The organism is beta proteobacterium MWH-UniP1, assembly GCA_036362785.1.
Classification (GTDB): Bacteria; Pseudomonadota; Gammaproteobacteria; order Burkholderiales; family Burkholderiaceae_A; genus Lacustribacter.
The window spans coordinates 1750589-1769948 of sequence record CP143625.1; the positions used below are offsets into that span (position 1 = coordinate 1750589).

Sequence of the window (19360 nt, forward strand, 5' to 3'; positions counted from 1 at the left end):
TTGTTACCGTTTTGTTGTAAATCTTACTCTAGTCTCATACAAGATATTTTTCAGCTGGTGTTAGCGGCCCGCTTTCAGCGAATCACGTATCTCACGCAGCAGCGCAATGTCTTCCGGGGTTGGGGGCGGCTCTGCGGGCGCGGCTGCGGCCTCGTCAGCCTTTTCACTCTCGGCCAGTGCTTTCAGGCGGTTGATTTGTTTCACCATCATGAAAATGATGAAGGCCAGAATGACAAAGTTAAACGCGACCGTTAGAAAACTGCCATAAGCAATCACGGGCACACCTGCCGCCTTTACTGCATCCAGTGTTTTCGGAATGTTGTCCGGCACGCTGCCAAGCGCAATGAAGTACTGCGAAAAATCGAGCTTGCCAAAGGCCAGGCCCACAATCGGCATGATCAGATCGCGCACCACCGAATCCACGATCTTTCCAAATGCTGCGCCCACAATGACACCCACGGCAAGATCAATCACATTGCCGCGGACTGCAAATTCACGGAACTCTTTTAAGACGCTCATGGTTTGGTTCTCCAAATGTATGGTTGCGTTTGAAATTTAGACTCTATCAGCCATACCCTGCTTTTTCACCCCAGCAATTACGCCAACAACAATCGATCAGAACTTGACCTAGATCAGGTCTTGGTAATCGCTTTATGCGGCTAGGCGCATAGAATAAATCTCGGGTTCAAAACAAAGAAACAAAGTACTTGGGAGAGTCAGCATGCTTAAACACAGCAGCCAACTATCGGCCAACCGTCGTCGCTTTCTCGCCGGCATGGCGGCACTGCCCATTGCGGGGGCCGTCACCACCACACCAAACTCTGCCAAAGCCGCTATCAAAACCGGTGCACGCATTGTGATTGTTGGGGCCGGTGCAGCTGGCCTAACGGCTGCCGCCCGACTCTCTAGCCAGCTAGATGGCGCCACGATCATTTTGATCGATGGCCGCAAGGAACACCATTACCAGCCTGGCTACACACTGATTGCGGCAGGCATCAAGCCCCGCAATTACAGTGTCTCCAACACTGCGGATTACATCCCCAAAAATACCCAATGGATTTCTGAGCGGGCCCGCGAGATCGATCCCGACGCCAAAAAAGTTGTCACCGAATCTGGCCAGACGGTGGCCTATGATTTTCTGATTTTGTCGTCTGGGCTTGAGCTGAACTACGGCGCAATCGAGGGCATGGACACCAGTCTGATTGGCCAAAACGGGCTGGGCAGTGTCTATAACGGGCCCGATGGCGCGCTGGCCACATGGCTGGCCATGTCTGAGTTTTCCAAAAAAGGTGGTGTGGGTCTTTTTGGTCGGCCCCTTGGCGAAATGAAGTGCGCTGGTGCCCCACTGAAATACACCTTTATTACCGATGATCGCCTGCGCCGGGAAAACCAACGCGGCAAGGCCGAGTTGATTTACATGGCACAAAACACCACCTTGTTTGGTGTGCCCATCGTGTCAGAAAAGGTGCGCATGCTGTTTGTGAATCGTGGCGTGAAGGTGAACTACGACCATGTGCTCACCGCGATTAATCCCAGCAAGCGAATTGCCACTTACCAGACACCCAAAGGCAAAGTGGAACAGGGCTATGACTTTATCAATGTGGTGCCGCCCATGCGGGCACCAGAAGTCATTCGCAAAAGCCCCCTGCCGTGGACGGATGGCCCCAATGCGGCAGATGGTTGGGTAGAAGCCGATAAGGCCACGCTGCGCCACCTGCGTTACCCCGAAGTGTTTGCCGTGGGCGATGTGGCGGGTGTGCCCAAAGGCAAAACTGCTGCCAGCGTGAAATGGCAGGTGCCCGTTGCCACCGACCACTTAATTGCGGATATCACCGGCAAGGCATCGACATCGAAATACGACGGCTACACCTCTTGCCCGCTGATCACGCGGCTAGGCCGGGCCATGCTGATTGAATTCGATTATCACAACAACCTGATTGAGTCCTTCCCCGGCATTGTTGCGCCACTGGAAGAACTCTGGGTGAGCTGGGTCATGAAGACCATGGCGTTAAAGCCCACTTACATCAGCATGCTGCGCGGCCGCGCCTAACCGGAAAGGACAGACCAATGAAAGAACTCGACATCATGGTGCTGGTTGCCGTCTTCCAAGAGATGCTCGGCATTTGGTTGTGGGTCATGTTAGCGGTTGCCATTGCAGGTATTGTGGGGTTTGTTCGCGTGCTCAAGCGCGAATCCGGCATTAATGCCAAGCGGCTGGTGAAGTCAGAAGTGCTGGGGGTGTTCGGCGGATTTTTGGCACTCGTCATCATGGCCAAGGTGTCGTCGTCTGGCTTTACCGATGCCGGCGGCCCAGCTGACTGGTTCCTGATCTTCGGTGTCTATGGCGTGGGTTTAATCGCCACCACGATCTTGGCGTACGCCGTGTTGGGGCACAGGCACATGCCCAAACAGCCAAACTGAATCAGTGATCTGATCAGTACTGCTTGGCTACCGCCTGCCGTGCTGCCGTGGCAATCCAGTGGGCGCTGATACGGAATTCATCGCGAAGGCTCGCCCGGGTATCACTCTTGCCAAAACCATCGGTGCCCAGCGTTTGATATGGTGCGCCCACATAGGCGCGAATCATCTCCGGTAGCGCACGCACATAATCTGACACGGCAATGACTGGCGCCGCACTTGATTGCAGCATCTGCGTGACCCAGGGCGTTGTTACGGTATCACCCTGCAGTATTGCTTGCTCACATCGCATGCCATCTCGGGCCAGCTCGCTGTAACTGGTCACACTCCAGACCTGAGCCCGGATACCGTGCTCACGCTCAAGCTGCTCTGCGGCCGACAAGGCCTCGGCCAAGATCGCCCCAGACCCAAGCAGCCGAACATCAGGGTTTTCTGCTTGCCGCACGCAGTGCATGCCACGCAAAATGCCTTCCCGCGCGCCATTGGGCATGCTGGGCTGCGCCTGGTTTTCGTTGGTTACAGTGATGTAATAAAAAACATCATCGTGCTGCTGACCCATGCGGTGCATGCCGTCATCAATAATTGTGGCAAGTTCATAGGCATAGGCGGGATCGTAAGAAATACAGTTCGGCACAGTTGATGCCATTAACAAGCTGCTGCCGTCTTGGTGCTGCAAGCCTTCCCCAGCCAAAGTCGTGCGGCCAGAAGTTGCCCCAATCAAAAAGCCCCTGGCCCGCTGATCGGCTGCGGCCCAAATTAAATCGCCCACCCGCTGAAAGCCGAACATGGAGTAGTAGATGTAAAAGGGCATCATGGGGAGCCCATGCACGGAGTAACTGGTAGCGGCTGCCGTCCACGATGCCAATGCGCCGGCTTCCGAAATGCCCTCTTCCAGAATCTGGCCGTCTTTGGCCTCGCGGTAATACAGAATTGAGCCAATGTCTTCGGGCTCGTACAACTGCCCCTGCGCCGAATAAATACCCACTTGTTTAAACAGATTGGCCATGCCAAATGTTCGGGCCTCGTCGGCAACAATCGGCACCACATGTTTGCCGAAATCCGGTGCCTTTAAAAGATTGCCCAGCATGCGCACCATGGCCATGGTGGTGGACATTTCTTTTCCGTCAGCCTGCAGGGCAAACTGGGCATGAGATTCCATGGATGGCACGGGAAGTTGGCCAGGCGCATGCGGCCGACGCGGCATAAAACCACCCAAAGCCGCGCGCCGCGCTAAGAGATGCTGCATCTCGGGGCTTGATGCCTCTGGCTTATAAAACGACAGTGACGCTACCTGCGCATCGGTGAGTGGCAGATGGAAACGATTACGGAATTCAAGAAGATCTTCTTGGTCGATCTTTTTCTGCTGATGCGTGGTCATACGGCCTTGGCCGGCTTTGCCCATGCCAAAGCCTTTTTTGGTCTGGGCCAACACCACCGTGGGGCGGCCCTGGTGCTGCGAAGCCGCCAGATACGCCGCATAGATCTTGCGCATGTCATGTCCGCCACGCTTTAAGCGGTCAATCTGTTCATCAGTGAGCGATGCGCCAATGGCCTGAAGTGTCGGGTTCTGGCCAAAGAATTTCTCGCGATTAAAGGCGCCATCATTGGCGGCAAAGGTCTGCAACTGCCCATCTGGGGTGTTGGTGAGCGCCCGTATCAATTCCCCCGACTGATCGCGTGCCAAAAGCGGATCCCAGTCCGATCCCCAGAGCAATTTGATGACATTCCAGCCCGCGCCCTCGAACAAGGTCTCCAGCTCATCCACAATGTGGCCATTGCCGCGAACCGGGCCGTCTAAACGCTGCAGGTTGCAATTGATCACAAAGATCAAGTTGTCGAGCTTTTCACGCGCGGCCAGCGACAAGGCTGCGAGTGATTCGGGCTCATCCATCTCGCCATCACCAAAAATGCCCCAGACTTTTCTGGGCTGCTGTGCAAGCAGACCACGGTGTTCCAAGTAACGCATGAATCGCGCCTGATAGATGGCAGATATGGGCCCCAGCCCCATGGAGCCCGTGGGGAACTGCCAGAAATCCGGCATCAGCCACGGGTGCGGATACGACGACAACCCCTGTATCCCCTGGCGTTTGGCCTGAATTTCGCGGCGATAGAACTCCAGGTTTTGCTCGCTGAGTTCACCCTCTAAAAAAGCCCGCGCATACACACCCGGCGCTGAGTGCGGCTGAAAGAAGACCACGTCACCAGCAGACTGCGCATTGGGTGCATGGAAAAAATGATTAAAGCCCACCTCAAACAAATCGGCGGCCGATGCATAGCTAGCAATATGGCCACCGAGTTCTGTCGACAATTGATTGGCCCGCATGACCATGGCCAGGGCATTCCAACGCATGATGCCTGCGATGCGCTCTTCGATCTGCAGCGCAGTGGCGCCACCGGGGTATGGCGGCTCTTGATCGGGGGCAATGGTGTTGATGTAAGGCGTATTGCGCGGCCGCTGCCAATTCACACCCAGGGACTTCGCGGTTTTATAGACCTCGCTGATTAAAAATGCGGCACGCTCTGGCCCCGCATTGGCAATGACCGATGCCAATGCATCGCGCCACTCTTGGGTCTCCGTCTGATCGGGGTCCAGCATCTGGGCGATGAACCCCTGGTTCGACATGTCCATGTTTTGCTCCCACGCAATGCCAGCCCCGGTCGCCGGGGCTGCTGTTGTTTGAATAAACAACACGATATGGGAACTCGGCCAGCAGTTGATGCCAAAAAACCTTTAATTTCTGTTTTTTAAAGCATAAAATGCCGAACAAATACTTTTAAATCGAATCTTATGTCTATAGAACTGGATCTCACAGATTTAAAAATTCTGCGCTGGCTGCAAACCGATGCCAGCATGACCAATGTGGAGCTGGCCGAAAAAATCAATCTCTCGCCATCGCCCACCCTGGCCCGCGTGAAGCGGCTGCAGTCCGAAGGGGTTATTTCTAAGGTGGTTGCCCTGGCTGATCCACGGGCCCTGGGGCTCAAGGTCAATGTGTTTGTGCGCGTATCGCTTGAGAAACAGGAATCAGGAGTGTTGGAAAAATTCGAGCGGGCCGTCAGCAAATTCGACGAGGTCATGGAGGTCTATCTGATGACGGGCGACGAAGACTATCTGCTGCGGATTGTGGTTCCGGATATTCAGGCCTTGGAGCGATTTATTCTGGAGCATCTCACCAAGATTCCAGGCATCAAGAACATCAAGTCCAGTTTCGCTTTGAAACAGGTGAAATACAAAACCGCACTGCCGATCAGAACGTCGGCTTAAAAAAGAAGACTGGGGGGAGTGCCTACAGTCCACCTGGGCGGCATTCCTGAACCGGAGGTCCAGGTGGGCTAGATCAGGCCGGCTCTGGGGTCAACTGCTAAGAATCGACACACGCCTGACGGCCAATTTTCATGCCCTTGCTCGAAAGCATTGGTCCAAAGAACTAGACCCAAGCAGACTGCAGACAAATTAATTCTAAACCTTAGTTGATGGTTTGTAATGTGGATTTTTTGGGAACTCAAGCCCTTAGACAAAATCTGAATTCTTTGGCCAACCTCGGGGTATTCTTTCAGCCATGGAAAAAGCGATCTACATCCACCAAACCCATCATTCCCCAAGCAGTGTCGCGCGAGCGCCATGACGCTTAGCGGCCTACTTCTTGCCCCTTTCCTTGGCAGTGTTATTGCTGCCTTTTTGCCCGCCAATGCACGCAACCGCGAGGCATGGCTTGCTGGCGCGATTGCGCTCTTTGGCCTGATCACCGTAGTCTCGCTCTACACACCCGGCCAGATAATCTACGAAAGAATTTCTTGGGTGCCCGCGCTGGGCCTGGAGTTCACGCTCCGCATGGACGGCCTGGCCTGGGTCTTTGCCATGCTGGTGCTGGGCATTGGCCTGCTGGTCGTGCTGTATGCCCGCTACTACATGTCATCAGAAGATCCCGTGCCCCGGTTCTTTTCGTTTTTGCTTGCGTTTATGGGGGCCATGCTGGGCGTGGTGCTCTCGGGCAATCTGATTCAACTGGTGATTTTTTGGGAATTGACCAGCCTGACCTCTTTTTTACTGATTGCTTATTGGCATCACCGTGCGGATGCGCGCCGGGGTGCCCGTATGGCCTTCACGGTCACCGCAACCGGCGGGCTATGCCTGCTGGCTGGCGTACTTATTCTTGGCCACATTGTTGGCAGCTACGACTTGGACAAGGTACTGGCGTCCAAAGCCCTAATTCAATCGCACGAGCTGTATCTGCCTGCTTTGATCCTGATCGCACTTGGCGCCTTAACCAAAAGCGCACAGTTTCCGTTTCACTTCTGGCTGCCGCATGCAATGGCTGCACCAACACCAGTCTCTGCATACCTGCACTCGGCCACAATGGTGAAAGCAGGCGTTTTTCTGCTCATGCGCCTGTGGCCCGCATTGGCAGGCACCGAGGCATGGACTTGGATTGTGGCTGGTACCGGCACGGCTACCCTGTTAATAGGGGCGTTCGCTGCGATCTTTCAGCGTGACATGAAGGGCTTATTAGCCTATTCCACAATTAGCCATCTGGGACTCATCACCACACTGCTTGGTATTGGCACGCCGCTTGCCATGGTGGCCGCTATCTTTCATACCCTTAATCACGCCACTTTTAAGGCATCGCTCTTTATGGCGGTGGGCATCATTGATCACGAGACTGGCACGCGGGATATGCGGGTATTGCGTGGACTCTTTAAAAAAATGCCGTACACCGCAACGCTTGCGATTGTGGCAAGTGGCGCCATGGCCGGAGTGCCACTGCTCAATGGCTTTCTCTCGAAAGAGATGTTTTTTGCCGAGACCCTGCACGTAGGCGGTACGACCAACTGGTGGATGTCATACGCGGCGCTTGCGGTTGGAATTTTTGGTGTGATCTATGCGCTTCGCTTTATCGCGGTATTTTTTGGGCGGCCCGCAAAACCACTAGAAAAAGAGCCACACGAGCCGCCGCGCTGGATGCGACTGCCAGTTGAACTCTTAGTCGTAGCATGTCTAGTGGTGGGTATCGTCCCGAGCATAAGTATTGGGCCAATTCTGCACGAGGCTGTGATATCGGTACTGGGCACTGATGCACCAAGCTACAGTCTTGCCATCTGGCATGGCTTTAATCTGCCATTGCTCATGAGTGTGCTGGCCTTGATGATCGGCGCCTTAGGCTACGTGGTGCTGCGGCGTCAATTCAACTTAGATTGCCGTGAGGGCACACCAGTTTTGAGTCGCCTAAGTGGTGCCCAGGCCTATGAAAGCACCATGCTGGCCCTGGGCCGACTGGCCAATTTTTTACTCCATCACTTGGGCACAGAGCGCCTGCAGCCGCAGATGCTCGCCATGATCGCAGCATTGCTTGTGGTTCCCATGCTACTGGTCGGTCTGCCCACGGGCTGGTTAGTGCCACCCCCAAATGCCATTGATCCGTTTTTCGCAATGCTCTGGATAGTGGGGGGCATCTGTGCGATCGCCACCGCATGGCAAGCCAAATACCACCGACTTGCCGCACTCGCGCTTATCGGCGGTGCGGGCGTTGCCACATCGATCACTTTTCTTTGGCTCTCAGCGCCGGATCTTGCGTTGACGCAGTTGATGGTTGAGACGGTCACCACCATTTTGATTCTGCTTGGCCTGCGTTGGCTGCCCCCAAGGCTGGATCGCTCGGATATGAAACCACCTGCCAGTTGGCGTACCCGGTTGCGCCGCAGCCGAGACATGCTGCTGGCCGTTGGCGGGGGGCTGGCCATTGCCGTGGTCAGCTACGCTGTCATGGTGCGGCCCATGCCCGAGAGCATTGCCAATTTCTTTTTGGAAAAAGCACTGCCCGAGGGCGGTGGCACCAACGCAGTCAATGTGCTGCTGGTGGATTTCCGCGGCTTTGATACGCTGGGCGAAATTACCGTGATTGGCATCGTGGCGCTCACGGTCTATGCCCTGCTGCGTCGTTTCCGACCCGCACCAGAGAGCATCACGATTGCCGCCCAGGCGCCCAATCCGTTTGATGCGGCAACCCGACAGACCCCGGATCAACAGGCCAACAGTGGCTACCTGCTCGTGCCCGGAATTTATGTGCGCCTGCTGTTGCCCTTCATGACCATGGCTGCGGTCTACTTCTTTCTGCGCGGCCATAACCTGCCCGGTGGCGGATTTGTCGCGGGCCTGATCTTCTCAGTGGCCATCATCGTGCAATACATGCTGGCAGGCACCCATTGGGTCGAGACCCATCTGCATTTGCGGCCCCACCGATGGTTAAGCTATGGCCTGGTGATTGCGTGCGCAACGGGGCTTGGCGCATGGGCCTTTGGGTATCCATTTCTGACCAGTCACACGGCACACCTGAATCTGCCGCTGATTGGTGAACTGCATATACCAAGCGCTTTTATGTTTGATCTGGGTGTCTTCATCACTGTGGTGGGCTGCACCATGCTGATACTGGTTGCTTTGGGCCACCAGTCGATTCGTAGCCACCGCCCGCAAGAGCGCACAGATCGTCTTTCGGGGGCCAACTCATGGAAGCCGTGATCTCGATTGCCATTGGTGTGCTGTTTGGCTCTGGCATTTGGCTGATTCTGCGGCCGCGGACATTCCAGATCATTACCGGTCTGATGCTGATGTCGTATGCCGTGAACCTGTTCATCTTTGTGATGGGCCGGGTCTGGATTGACAAGGCCCCGTTAACGCTAAAACCGGGCCTGCCCGTGCTTGGTGATTACGCCGATCCTTTGTCACAGGCCCTGGTGTTGACTGCGATTGTGATTGGCTTTGCCACAACAGCGCTCTATCTGGTGATCATGATTGGTGCGCGGGGGTTAACTGGCACGGACCATGTGGACGGCAAGGAGCCTGACGCATGAGCGGACTTGCCTGGGCCCAGCATTTAATTCTGCTGCCGATAGTGCTGCCGCTTCTTGCAGGTGCGCTGCTGATTACCGTGAACGAGGCACGGCATGGCCTGAAATTTGCAGTCAATCTGGGCTGCAACATGCTGTTGCTTGTCTTCGCCGTGGCGCTCTTTTGGAAAACGGACCTCGAACTATGGCCCGGCCCGATGGGCGTGTATTTGGCGGCCAACTGGATTGCGCCATTCGGCATTGCGTTGGTGGCCGACCGACTTGCGGCCCTGATGCTGGTGCTCACGGCAGTCTTGTCGATTTGTGTGCTCATTTTTTCGTATCGGGGCTGGGGCCGCATTGGGGTGCATTTCCACTCACTGTTTCTCTTCATGCTCATGGGGATTAATGGCGCATTTTTAACCAATGACTTATTTAATCTCTTTGTGTTTTTTGAAGTCATGCTGGCGTCTTCTTATGGCCTGGTGCTGCACGGCTATAACGTCACACGGATTCGGGCAAGCCTGCAGTACATCGCGATTAATTTGTTGGCTTCTCTTTTATTTCTAATCGGCATTGCCCTGATCTATGCCAGCACCGGCACACTCAATATGTCGGACCTTGGGCCACGGGTTGCAGCGATTGGTGCCGCTGATCTTCCGCTACTGCAAACCGGTGCGTTGATTTTGGCGCTGGCATTTCTAACCAAGGGCGCGGCGTGGCCTTTGGGCTTTTGGCTACCCACCACCTATTACGCAGCATCGCCACCGGTTGCGGCCATGATGGTGCTGATGACCAAGGTTGGCATTTACGCGATTGTGCGGGTCTGGTCTTTGGCTTTTGGCCATGGGCCGCTAGATGGGTTCTCACTTGATGCGCTGTTTTGGGTGGGTCTGATCACGCTGGTATTCGGAAGCATTGGCATGCTGGCCAGCGAGCAGGCCGGAAAAATGGCAGGCTACGCCGCCATTATTTCTTCGGGCACCTTGATGGCTGTGGTTGGAACCAACCAGACCACACTCTTAACCGCGGGGCTTTATTACCTGGTGGGTTCGACTCTGGCCACTGCTGCGTTTTTGCTGCTTGCCGGATTGATTGAACGGATTCGCACACCGGGTTCTGCACTGCTGGCACTCAGTATGGAAGCCTTTGCCATTGAAGAAAAACCCGAAGAGCCAGTGGGGGTTGGTATCCCAACGGCGCTTGCTTTTCTTGGGCTTGGTTTTGCGGCCTGCACGCTTGTGATGACTGGTCTACCACCGCTATCTGGTTTTATTGCAAAGTTCAGCCTGTTTCACACCCTGCTTGAAGCAGAGCCAGCCGTTGCCCATGAGGCTTGGCTTTTTATCGGTTTAATTCTGGTCTCAGGTCTGACTGGCATTATTGCCATGATGCGGTTTGGTGTGCGCACCTTTTGGGCATCCGGCAGTATTCAGGCGCCAAGCCTGCACCTGAGCGAAGTGGCCCCAGTCAGTGCGCTGATTGCGATCTGCATCGGCATGACCATCTTTGCGGGCCCGCTTTTTGGCTACCTAGACCGCGTTAGTCATGATCTGGCCCTGCCCGCAAATTATGTGGAACGCGTTCTATCCACCCCGGCTGTACCAGGGCCGGCAGGAGTAAAGCCATGAGGCGTGTGATTCCTTCACCCCTGCTATCTCTGACGCTGCTTATCACATGGCTGTTGCTCAGCCAAAGCACTGAGGCCGCCCACCTGTTGCTTGGCGGATTGCTGGCGATCGTTATTCCGCTACTGGTTCGCCCCCTTCAGCCCCATGGCTATGCGCGTATTCGCAGGCCCTGGTTGCTGATCAAGCTGCTCTTAAAGGCTGGTGTTGAGATAGCGCGTTCGTGTTTTAACGTTACTCAAATTATTTTATTGGCCAAACCCGCCGGCCTGAACTCGCAGTTTATTCGTGTGCCACTAGATATGAAAAGCCCGCACGGCCTGGCCCTGCTGGCTGGCATTATCAACATGACTCCGGGCACCGTCTGGGTGGAAATTCTTCCTGACACCCATGAGTTGGTCTTGCACGTGTTTGATCTACACGATACCCAGTGGTGGATTGACACCATCAAGCGCGACTACGAGCAACCGTTAATGGAAATTTTCGAGGACTCAGCGCCATGAACCAGCTATTACCACTTGCCTTAAATTTCGCAATGGCTTGTGTTGCAATTGGCGCACTTTTTTGCGCCGTGCGGTTGGTGATTGGGCCGTCGGCCCAAGATCGGGTGCTGGCACTCGACACACTATGGATGTGTTGCATGCTCATCTGCCTGCTGCTCGGGGTGCGCTTTGGCAGCATGGTTTATTTTGAGGTGGCGCTATTGATCGCTCTGCTGGGCTTTGTATCAACCATTGCGATCGCCAAATTTCTGATGCGTGGGGAGATTATTGAATGAATCTAGATCGTGTAGTGATGACTGGAAATTGCGATGACTAACTTGGAACAGCTACCTTTGTGGGCCAGCTTACCAACTGCCATCTTGTTGGTTCTTGGTGGATTGGTCGCCCTGGTCGGCTGCCTGGGCTTGTTGCGGCTGCCACACTTTTATCAACGCGTGCACGGGCCTGCCATCACGATCACGCTTGGCGCGGGCTGCATTCTTCTTGCGTCAATGGTTTTATTTTCCACCCTAGAAACCCGGCCAGTGGTGCATGAGCTGCTGATTGCCATGTTTGTGCTGATGACGGCCCCGGTGGTGTCGATGCTGATTATGCGTGCGGCCGTGCACCGGGAGCTGCGCAGACCGCGGCCAGAACAGCCAGGTGAGGAAAGCGCTTGGAATGCGTATGACCACATTCCCAGGCAGTAAAATTGAGTTACTAGTACTTATTTGGCGGTGTGGCACACAGAATTTCGGCAGACAAAAACATGACAATCACCATCAAAATTGACTTCGTATCCGATATCGCCTGCCCCTGGTGTGCAGTGGGCCTGGGCAATTTAAATAAAGCCATGGCGTCTATGGGCGATCGGGCTAAATTCGAACTGCACTTTCGGCCCTTTGAGCTGAATCCACAGATGCCCAAGGGCGGCCAAGAGGTGATCGAACACCTGACCGAAAAATACGGCATCAGTGAAGCGCAAGTCCAAGAAAACCAGGCGCAGATCCGCGCTAAGGCAAAAGAGGCTGGCTTTGATTTTCACCCACAGGGCCGAAAACGGGTATACAACACCTTTGATTGCCATCGGCTACTCTTTTGGGCCGCGAATGAACTTGGTCTTGCGCAGCAGGCCCTGCTCAAAGTTGAATTACTCAAGACTTACTTCTGCCTAGCCGTCGACTTAGACGATGAGCAGAACTTATTGGATGCGGTGATTCGGGCCGGGCTGGATCCGCTACGGGCGCATCAGGTTTTGGCAAACAATGAGTTCGCTCAGGAAGTACGCCAAGAAGAGCAACGCTACACTAGCTTAGGGATTCACTCCGTGCCGTCGATCATCTTGAATGATCAGTATCTGGTTCAAGGGGCCCAACCGCCTGAGTCATTCGTGAGTGCGTTTGAGCAGCTTATCGAGCACACAAGCCCAGAAAAATAGCAAGCAAAGCCTGCGCCAATCCAGGCGCAAGTTCTATCGATTCCTGGCCGCGCCACTTTTTGCAAGAATTGCGTGGCCATTTGTCATGCAAAAGCTAATGGCGTTGACAAACATCACGGACAAGGCGGGGCACCATCTTTAAAATTTTGAGCGTTGTAATAGCTATTTACTCAAAATTTAAAACTTTGGAGTACTCGTGTCATGGACAACTCCCCCTCGCTTAAGCTTGTGCCATCAGCAATCGCTATTGGTATCGGTCTTTTAATCTGGTTCGGTATTCCCGTTCCGGAAAATGTCACCCCCGAAGCATGGCATCTGCTGGCTTTATTTATTGGCACCATCGCAGCCATTATTGGCAAAGCCATGCCAATCGGTGCGCTGTCAATTATCGCCATAGCACTGGTGGCCATTACAGGTGTCACACGGCCCGGTAAGCCCGATGGCGCCATTGCCGACGCACTTAGCGGTTTTGCCAACCCGCTGATCTGGCTCATTGCAATCGCAGTGATGATTGCGGTGGCCCTGACCAAGACCGGCCTGGGCAAGCGCATTGGTTACTACTTTATTTCTCTTTTTGGCAAGAAAACACTGGGTGTGGCCTATGGCCTGGTGGTGTCCGAGCTGGTGATTGCACCGGTCACGCCAAGCAATACCGCCCGAGGCGGCGCCATTATTCACCCCATCATGCGGTCGATTGCAAACGCCTTTAATTCCACCCCGGAACTTGGCACCTCAAAAAAGATTGCGCGTTACCTGGCACTTGTGAACTACAACACCAACCCGATTACATCGGCAATGTTCATTACAGCAACGGCCCCTAATCCGCTGGTGGTTGATTTGATTGCCAAGGCCACGGACTCAAGCATCAAAATCACTTGGGGCCAATGGGCGTTGGCAGCGCTGGTACCCGGTCTGGTCATGCTCTTGGTCATGCCGCTGGTGCTGTATTTCCTGTTTCCACCAGAAATTAAAAATACGCCGAATGCCAAAGAGTTGGCCGACAGTGAGCTGGCCAAATTAGGCCCGATCAAGAACAACGAAAAGATCACGCTTGGCGTTTTGGGTCTGATGCTTCTGATGTGGGCCAGCGTACCGGCATTCTTGTTTGGTCCGGCGTTCGAAATTAACGCCACCACCACCGCCTGGATTGGTCTATCGCTGCTCTTGGTCACAGGAGTGCTTGAGTGGGACGACCTTTTAAAAGCCAAGAGCGCTTGGGACACACTGGTCTGGTTCGCTGCCTTGGTCATGATGGCAACTTTCCTGGGCAAGCTGGGCTTGATCAGTTGGTTTTCAACCTCGATTCAGACCAGCATCGGCTATCTGGGTCTAGACTGGGTGAGTGGCACGGCAATCTTGGTGGCGGTCTACTTCTACGCCCACTATTTCTTTGCCAGCACAACAGCACACATCACGGCCATGTTTGCGGCCTTCTTTACCGCAGGCGTAGCGCTTGGGGCACCCCCCATGCTGCTGGCCCTAGTGCTGGCTTTTTCATCTTCCTTAATGATGTCGCTCACCCATTACGCAACCGGCACTGCGCCCATCATTTTCGGATCGAACTACGCAAGCCTAAACGAGTGGTGGGGCGCTGGCTTCGTCATGAGCGTGATAAACCTACTAATTCTTATCGTGGTGGGCGGGGCCTGGTGGTCTGTGCTGGGCTATCTGTAAACAAGACTCAGCGGAAGTAATGTCGGCAGGCAGTCACGGGCAATTGTTGCTCGGGCAGCCTGCCAGCCAGATTTACGCAGACAAGTTTGGCGCGTATATTGACGCCTGCTTATGACTAAAACCACTTCTTACCCATCCCCAGACGAAGCCGCTATCAGTTGGCTCAACAGGCTCTTGGGCTTTTTGGCTGAGACCTGCAACGTGCCATCAGCACTCATCATGCGCGTGAGCGCCGATGAGATTGAAGTGCTCTCCTCTGCGAACACTCCCGCAACGCCCTATCAAGTCGGCGATAAAGAGCATTTAAATTGTGGCCTATATTGTGAGCATGTAATGGCACACAACGCGCCACTCTTGGTACCCGACGCCACCGTGGATCCCGAGTGGCGCGACAATCCAGATATCCGCCTGGGAATGATCTCTTACCTGGGTTTCCCGCTGACATGGCCAGATGGAAACATCTACGGCACGATCTGCATCCTGGACTCGAAAAAGAATGCCTACTCCCCGCGGATTCAGGGCATTGTTGAGCTATTCAAAAATATTGTGGAAAACTATTTGGCTCTCATGTTTGAGACCCAGCGGGCCAAAGATGCCCTGGAATCGCTCCAGTCCAACCGAGAAGAACTGACTCAGGCAATTTTGCTGGCCGTGGAGGCCAAAGCCAACAATTCAAAAGTGATCAAAAAGACCTCGGACGATTTATCCGATACGGTTGACGACTTGATTCATCTTCTTGAGTCACCGGCTTGGCAAAAACTTGTTGCACAAAGTGCCAATGATGAGGACCTGCAATCACAGCTGCTACAAACGATTAGTAAGGTAAGCGCCTTATCCAGAAAATTAGCGCGCTCTCAAACCAACTCCAAGGACTAAGCGTAAGCTTTAGCCACTTAAAAATTTTGAGCATCGGTGATAAAAGTTGATCAACTGAGCAATATTGTCGAGCTCTAACTTTCGCATCAGATTCGCCCGGTGCATTTTTACCGTGGGGATAGACAGGCCCAGATCGCTACCAATTTCTTGATTTTTCCGGCCTTTCGATATCAGCAATAAAACCTCCCGCTCCCTTGACGTGAGGGTGGCGTAAGAAGCCCTTAGTACTTCTATTTCGGCCTGGTTGTCTGCTGTGGGAGATGCCCGCCCTTGACTCAGACACGATCGCACGGCCGCCACAAGCTCGTTTGCGTCAAACGGATGGGGAAAGAAGCTGGCAGCGCCATTTTTCCAGGCGTGAATGACGGACTCAACACTTGCCTGGTAACTATAAAAAATGACCTGTAAATTGGGCTCAAGCTTGCGAACCTGAACTTGCGCGTCTAACCCACTGATGCCCAGCTGGTGCTCATTCAGTACAACGCAGCGGCAGCACCCCAGGTGAGTGGGATAGCGCATCAGGTGGATAAGCATTTGCTCAGACGTATTAAATGGCTTGACGAAAAAACCGGTCTGCGCAAATACGCCCTGCAAATAGGCCCGATTCTCTTCATCTGGCTCGACAAGAAAAATCTCTACGGTTTTCACAAAATCAAAAGAAATCTCTGCAGTCGAAGTGGACGAGATGGACCCGCGGTGTTTGCACCTATCCCAAAGGATAGGTTTTGCCATACCAAATGCTAGCTGTAACAGGCAGTAACTCTGCCTAAGATGATTACTATCGTAACACTATAGGCAAAAGAGACAGTCGCACGCATGTGAACGGCACGGCAAGTCGGCTGCGTTTCTCGCTAAACAAATGAATCTAAATCCGAGTTCTAGGTGGTTGTTTGTCCGTGAGCGCGTAGTCGAACTAGCGTTTTTCGGATTGGTGCTGGGTGGTATCACTTACCTGATTACACAGGGGGTGTTTTTCATGGCGGCCTTTGTCATTAGTGCCGTTTACTTTCTGATCTTTATTGGAATTTGGGTGCGAAGGCTCAGGCGACTGTCTGCCACCTGAGTCTCTGGCTATGCAATAGCCACTGGATGTAATTGGTAGGGCGTGCTGGACTCGAACCAGCGACCAAAGGATTATGAGTCCTCTGCTCTAACCAACTGAGCTAACGCCCCCCCGAGACTTCTTTTTGCCCCGGCCTTTGCGATCCGAGTCATGTGAAAAGGCCTGGTTCCCCAGGCCTTTTGTTTACAGCGTATCTAAGAAACTCTTCAGCTTGTCGCTGCGGCTGGGGTGCCGCAACTTACGCAGGGCTTTCGCCTCGATCTGACGTATTCGCTCACGCGTGACATCAAACTGCTTACCCACTTCTTCCAGGGTGTGGTCGGTGGCCATTTCAACACCAAAACGCATACGCAGGACTTTGGCTTCACGTGGCGTGAGCGAATCCAACACCTCTTTCACCACGTCGCGCATGGAATCTTGCAGTGCTGCTTCCATGGGGGCTACCGTATTGGTATCTTCGATGAAATCGCCAAGATGGGAGTCATCATCGTCGCCAATCGGCGTTTCCATGGAAATAGGCTCTTTGGCAATCTTCAGAATCTTTCGAATCTTGTCTTCGGGCATTTCCATCTTAACCGCCAAGGTTGCAGGATCGGGCTCTTTGCCAGTCTCTTGCAAGATCTGGCGCGAGATGCGATTCATCTTGTTGATGGTCTCGATCATGTGCACCGGAATACGGATGGTGCGGGCCTGGTCAGCAATCGAGCGGGTAATCGCCTGGCGAATCCACCAGGTGGCATAGGTTGAAAACTTGTAGCCACGGCGATATTCAAACTTATCCACGGCCTTCATCAGGCCGATATTGCCTTCCTGAATCAGATCGAGAAACTGCAGACCGCGGTTGGTGTATTTCTTGGCAATCGAAATCACCAGCCGCAGGTTGGCTTCGGTCATCTCTTTTTTAGCAGCGCGTGCTTTGCGCTCACCCGCCACCATCTGCTTGTGAATCTCACGCAGATCGTTTAACGGCAAAATAACTTTCTTTTGCAGATCAATAAGCTTTTGCTGCTCTTCCTGTAAAGCCGGCAGGTTCCGCTGCAACAGCTGTGCCGAAGCGCCTGCGGAAGTAACTTTCTTTACAAAGAGATCAAGATTGGTCTCATTGCCCGGAAATTCTTTGATGAACCATTCCTGGGTAAGACCCACTTTATCCACGGCGATAGAACGAATCTTGCGCTCGATCTTGCGGACCTCTTCGGTCTGAGCGCGCAGCGTGTCAGCAAGCCGCTCCACCATTTTCGCAGTGAAGCGAATGCTCATGAACTCGTTGCTAATGGTCTGCTGAGCCTTGTCGTAAGCGGCTGACTTATAGCCGCCCTCGCTTTCAACCGTTTTCAAAAGTTTGTCATACGCCTTTTGAATCACCTCAAACTTTTCAAGGGCGGCAGTCTTGCGCTCTTCCAGGCGTGCGGTGTTGGCTGCGGCAGCAGCGGCACCATCGTCGTCTGGCTCTTCGGTGGCTTCAATGGCCGCAAACTCTGCTTCGGTGGAAGACAGCAAATCTTCTTCGGGTGCGTTTGGATCCACAATGCCGTCAACCACTTCGTTGATTGGCATTGTGCCTTCGCGGATCTTGTTGGCCGAATCCAGAACTTCCGCAATGGTCACCGGGCAGGCAGAAATTGCCATCACGATGTCACGCAGACCCTCTTCGATCTTTTTGGCGATCACAATCTCGCCTTCGCGCGTGAGCAACTCGACGGTGCCCATCTCGCGCATGTACATACGCACTGGGTCTGTGGTGCGGCCAAACTCGGAATCGACGGTCTGTAGCGCTGCCTCAGCCTGCTCTTCTGCGTCATCATCGTCAGAAGCAGGCGCATTGCTGGTGAGCAGCAAGGTTTCCGTGTCTGGCGCTTGCTCATAGACAGAGATGCCCATGTCGCTAAAGGTGGCAACGATTGTTTCGATCTGCTCAGCATCCACAACGCTCTCGGGCAGATGGTCGTTGATTTCCGAATAAGTCAGATAGCCACGCTCTTTACCGAGTTTAAACAGAGTCTTGAGCTTGGCCTTGCGGGCTTCTAGCTCTTCAGGCGTGACAGCACCACCGGCTGGTAAGAACTCTTTTAAAACACGATCACGGGCCCGACGGGCAGAGCCTTTTTTCGGTGGAGGTGGCGGCTCCATGACATCGGCAGCATCGACATCGTCGATCACCGTGTCATCAAGACCGCTGGCTTCTGCCTCGAGCTGCTCTGGCGATTTTTTCGGTGGGCGACCAGGCTTGCCCTTGGGTTTGACAACCTTGGGTTCCGGCGCGGGTTTGGGTTCCGCTGTTTTTTTTGCGGCAACTTTTTTGTCTTCCGCTTTTTCGGTTTTCTTGGCGGCTTCTTTTTTGAGCGCTACTTTTTCTTCTGGCTTTTTGGTATCGGGTTTTTTTGCTTCCGCTTTTTTTACATCAGCAGTCTTGGCTGCCGGTTTGGCCGCAGGCTTTACGGCAGGTTTCGCTGCTGGTTTGGCCGCGGGTTTTGCTGTTGGTTTTGCTGCTGGCTTAGCGCTGGCTTTGGCAGCGGGTTTCGCCGCAGGTGTTTTAGCCGGAGTCTTTGCCGATGTTTTTGCAGCAGGTTTGGCTGCTGGCTTTTTCGCAGGGGCTACCTTAGCGGCTGGTTTTGCAGCAGGCTTTTTCGCTTTGTCTGCGGCTTTTGCGGCAGGCTTTGCTACAGGCTTTGCCGAAGTTTTTGAAGCAGGCTTGGCCGCGGGCTTGGCAGCTTTTGCGGCAGGTTTTGCTGCGGGCTTTTTCTTTGGCGCAGCCGCTTTGACTGCAGCTTTCTTGGCCGCAGGTTTTACGGCGGGCTTAGCAGGCTTTACGGCCGACTTTGCCGATGCCTTGGCCACGGGTTTTGCGGGTGCTTTTTTTGCGGGTGCTTTTTTAGCTTTGCTCACGGGGCAGGGATCCTTCGGTGGCAAGAACGGAACCCTTAATTTTACCAGATTTAACCCTATTAAATCAAAGCGT

Annotated in this window: 16 protein-coding genes and 1 tRNA gene; 12 read left to right on the plus strand and 5 right to left on the minus strand. The window is 53.9% G+C overall.

The window, feature by feature from the left end:
* Positions 1 to 60 precede the first annotated feature (60 nt).
* Entirely contained in the window at positions 61 to 519 is a 459-nt protein-coding gene (mscL, locus tag AOB54_08630) for a large conductance mechanosensitive channel protein MscL (GenBank protein WVN41536.1), read from the minus strand.
* A gap of 202 nt (positions 520 to 721) precedes the next feature.
* On the opposite strand from mscL, the gene AOB54_08635 reads away from it, so the two are divergent.
* Together AOB54_08635 and AOB54_08640 are read left to right on the plus strand one after the other, a co-directional pair.
* A complete protein-coding gene (locus tag AOB54_08635; protein WVN41537.1) occupies positions 722 to 2050 on the plus strand; it encodes an FAD/NAD(P)-binding oxidoreductase in 1329 nt (442 codons plus the stop codon).
* A gap of 17 nt (positions 2051 to 2067) precedes the next feature.
* A complete protein-coding gene (locus AOB54_08640; GenBank protein WVN41538.1) occupies positions 2068 to 2421 on the plus strand; it encodes a DUF5368 domain-containing protein in 354 nt (117 codons plus the stop codon).
* A gap of 13 nt (positions 2422 to 2434) precedes the next feature.
* On the opposite strand, the gene mdeB is transcribed toward AOB54_08640, so the two are convergent.
* A complete protein-coding gene (gene mdeB, locus AOB54_08645; GenBank protein WVN41539.1) occupies positions 2435 to 5047 on the minus strand; it encodes an alpha-ketoglutarate dehydrogenase in 2613 nt (870 codons plus the stop codon).
* Between the two features lie 165 nt (positions 5048 to 5212).
* On the opposite strand from mdeB, the gene AOB54_08650 reads away from it, so the two are divergent.
* From AOB54_08650 to AOB54_08695, 10 genes are all read left to right on the plus strand, one after another.
* The gene (locus AOB54_08650) at positions 5213 to 5683 is read left to right on the plus strand and encodes an Lrp/AsnC family transcriptional regulator (protein ID WVN42811.1); all 471 of its coding nucleotides are present in this window, start codon (positions 5213 to 5215) and stop codon (positions 5681 to 5683) included.
* Positions 5684 to 6040: 357 nt separating this feature from the next.
* On the plus strand, positions 6041 to 8932 hold the full coding sequence (locus AOB54_08655) for a monovalent cation/H+ antiporter subunit A (protein WVN41540.1): 2892 nt from the start codon (positions 6041 to 6043) through the stop codon (positions 8930 to 8932).
* Entirely contained in the window at positions 8920 to 9264 is a 345-nt protein-coding gene (locus AOB54_08660; GenBank protein ID WVN41541.1) for a Na+/H+ antiporter subunit C, read from the plus strand. The genes AOB54_08655 and AOB54_08660 overlap by 13 nt, the downstream gene beginning before the upstream one ends.
* A complete protein-coding gene (locus AOB54_08665; GenBank protein ID WVN41542.1) occupies positions 9261 to 10871 on the plus strand; it encodes a monovalent cation/H+ antiporter subunit D in 1611 nt (536 codons plus the stop codon). Before AOB54_08660 ends, AOB54_08665 begins: the two co-directional genes overlap by 4 nt.
* Positions 10868 to 11371, plus strand: coding sequence for a Na+/H+ antiporter subunit E (locus tag AOB54_08670; protein ID WVN41543.1), 504 nt, complete (start codon positions 10868 to 10870; stop codon positions 11369 to 11371). Before AOB54_08665 ends, AOB54_08670 begins: the two co-directional genes overlap by 4 nt.
* Positions 11368 to 11646, plus strand: a complete 279-nt coding sequence (locus AOB54_08675) for a K+/H+ antiporter subunit F (GenBank protein ID WVN41544.1) — start codon at positions 11368 to 11370, stop codon at positions 11644 to 11646. The genes AOB54_08670 and AOB54_08675 overlap by 4 nt, the downstream gene beginning before the upstream one ends.
* 33 nt (positions 11647 to 11679) lie before the next feature.
* Positions 11680 to 12060, plus strand: a complete 381-nt coding sequence (gene mnhG, locus AOB54_08680; GenBank protein WVN41545.1) for a monovalent cation/H(+) antiporter subunit G — start codon at positions 11680 to 11682, stop codon at positions 12058 to 12060.
* 59 nt (positions 12061 to 12119) lie between these two features.
* Positions 12120 to 12788 carry a DsbA family oxidoreductase gene (locus tag AOB54_08685; GenBank protein WVN41546.1) on the plus strand — a complete coding sequence of 223 codons (669 nt, stop codon included), beginning with the start codon at positions 12120 to 12122 and terminating at the stop codon, positions 12786 to 12788.
* A gap of 201 nt (positions 12789 to 12989) precedes the next feature.
* Positions 12990 to 14462 (plus strand): DASS family sodium-coupled anion symporter, encoded by a 1473-nt coding sequence (locus tag AOB54_08690; GenBank protein ID WVN41547.1) that lies wholly within the window; start codon positions 12990 to 12992, stop codon positions 14460 to 14462.
* Positions 14463 to 14573: 111 nt separating this feature from the next.
* On the plus strand, positions 14574 to 15338 hold the full coding sequence (locus tag AOB54_08695; GenBank protein ID WVN41548.1) for a GAF domain-containing protein: 765 nt from the start codon (positions 14574 to 14576) through the stop codon (positions 15336 to 15338).
* Between the two features lie 9 nt (positions 15339 to 15347).
* On the opposite strand, the gene AOB54_08700 is transcribed toward AOB54_08695, so the two are convergent.
* The 3 genes from AOB54_08700 to rpoD all read right to left on the minus strand — a co-directional run bounded on the left by AOB54_08700 (position 15348) and on the right by rpoD (position 19287).
* Entirely contained in the window at positions 15348 to 16070 is a 723-nt protein-coding gene (locus tag AOB54_08700) for a LuxR C-terminal-related transcriptional regulator (GenBank protein WVN41549.1), read from the minus strand.
* A gap of 364 nt (positions 16071 to 16434) precedes the next feature.
* Positions 16435 to 16511: transfer RNA gene (locus AOB54_08705), tRNA-Ile, on the minus strand.
* Positions 16512 to 16584: 73 nt separating this feature from the next.
* Positions 16585 to 19287, minus strand: coding sequence for an RNA polymerase sigma factor RpoD (rpoD, locus tag AOB54_08710; protein WVN41550.1), 2703 nt, complete (start codon positions 19285 to 19287; stop codon positions 16585 to 16587).
* Positions 19288 to 19360 lie beyond the last annotated feature (73 nt).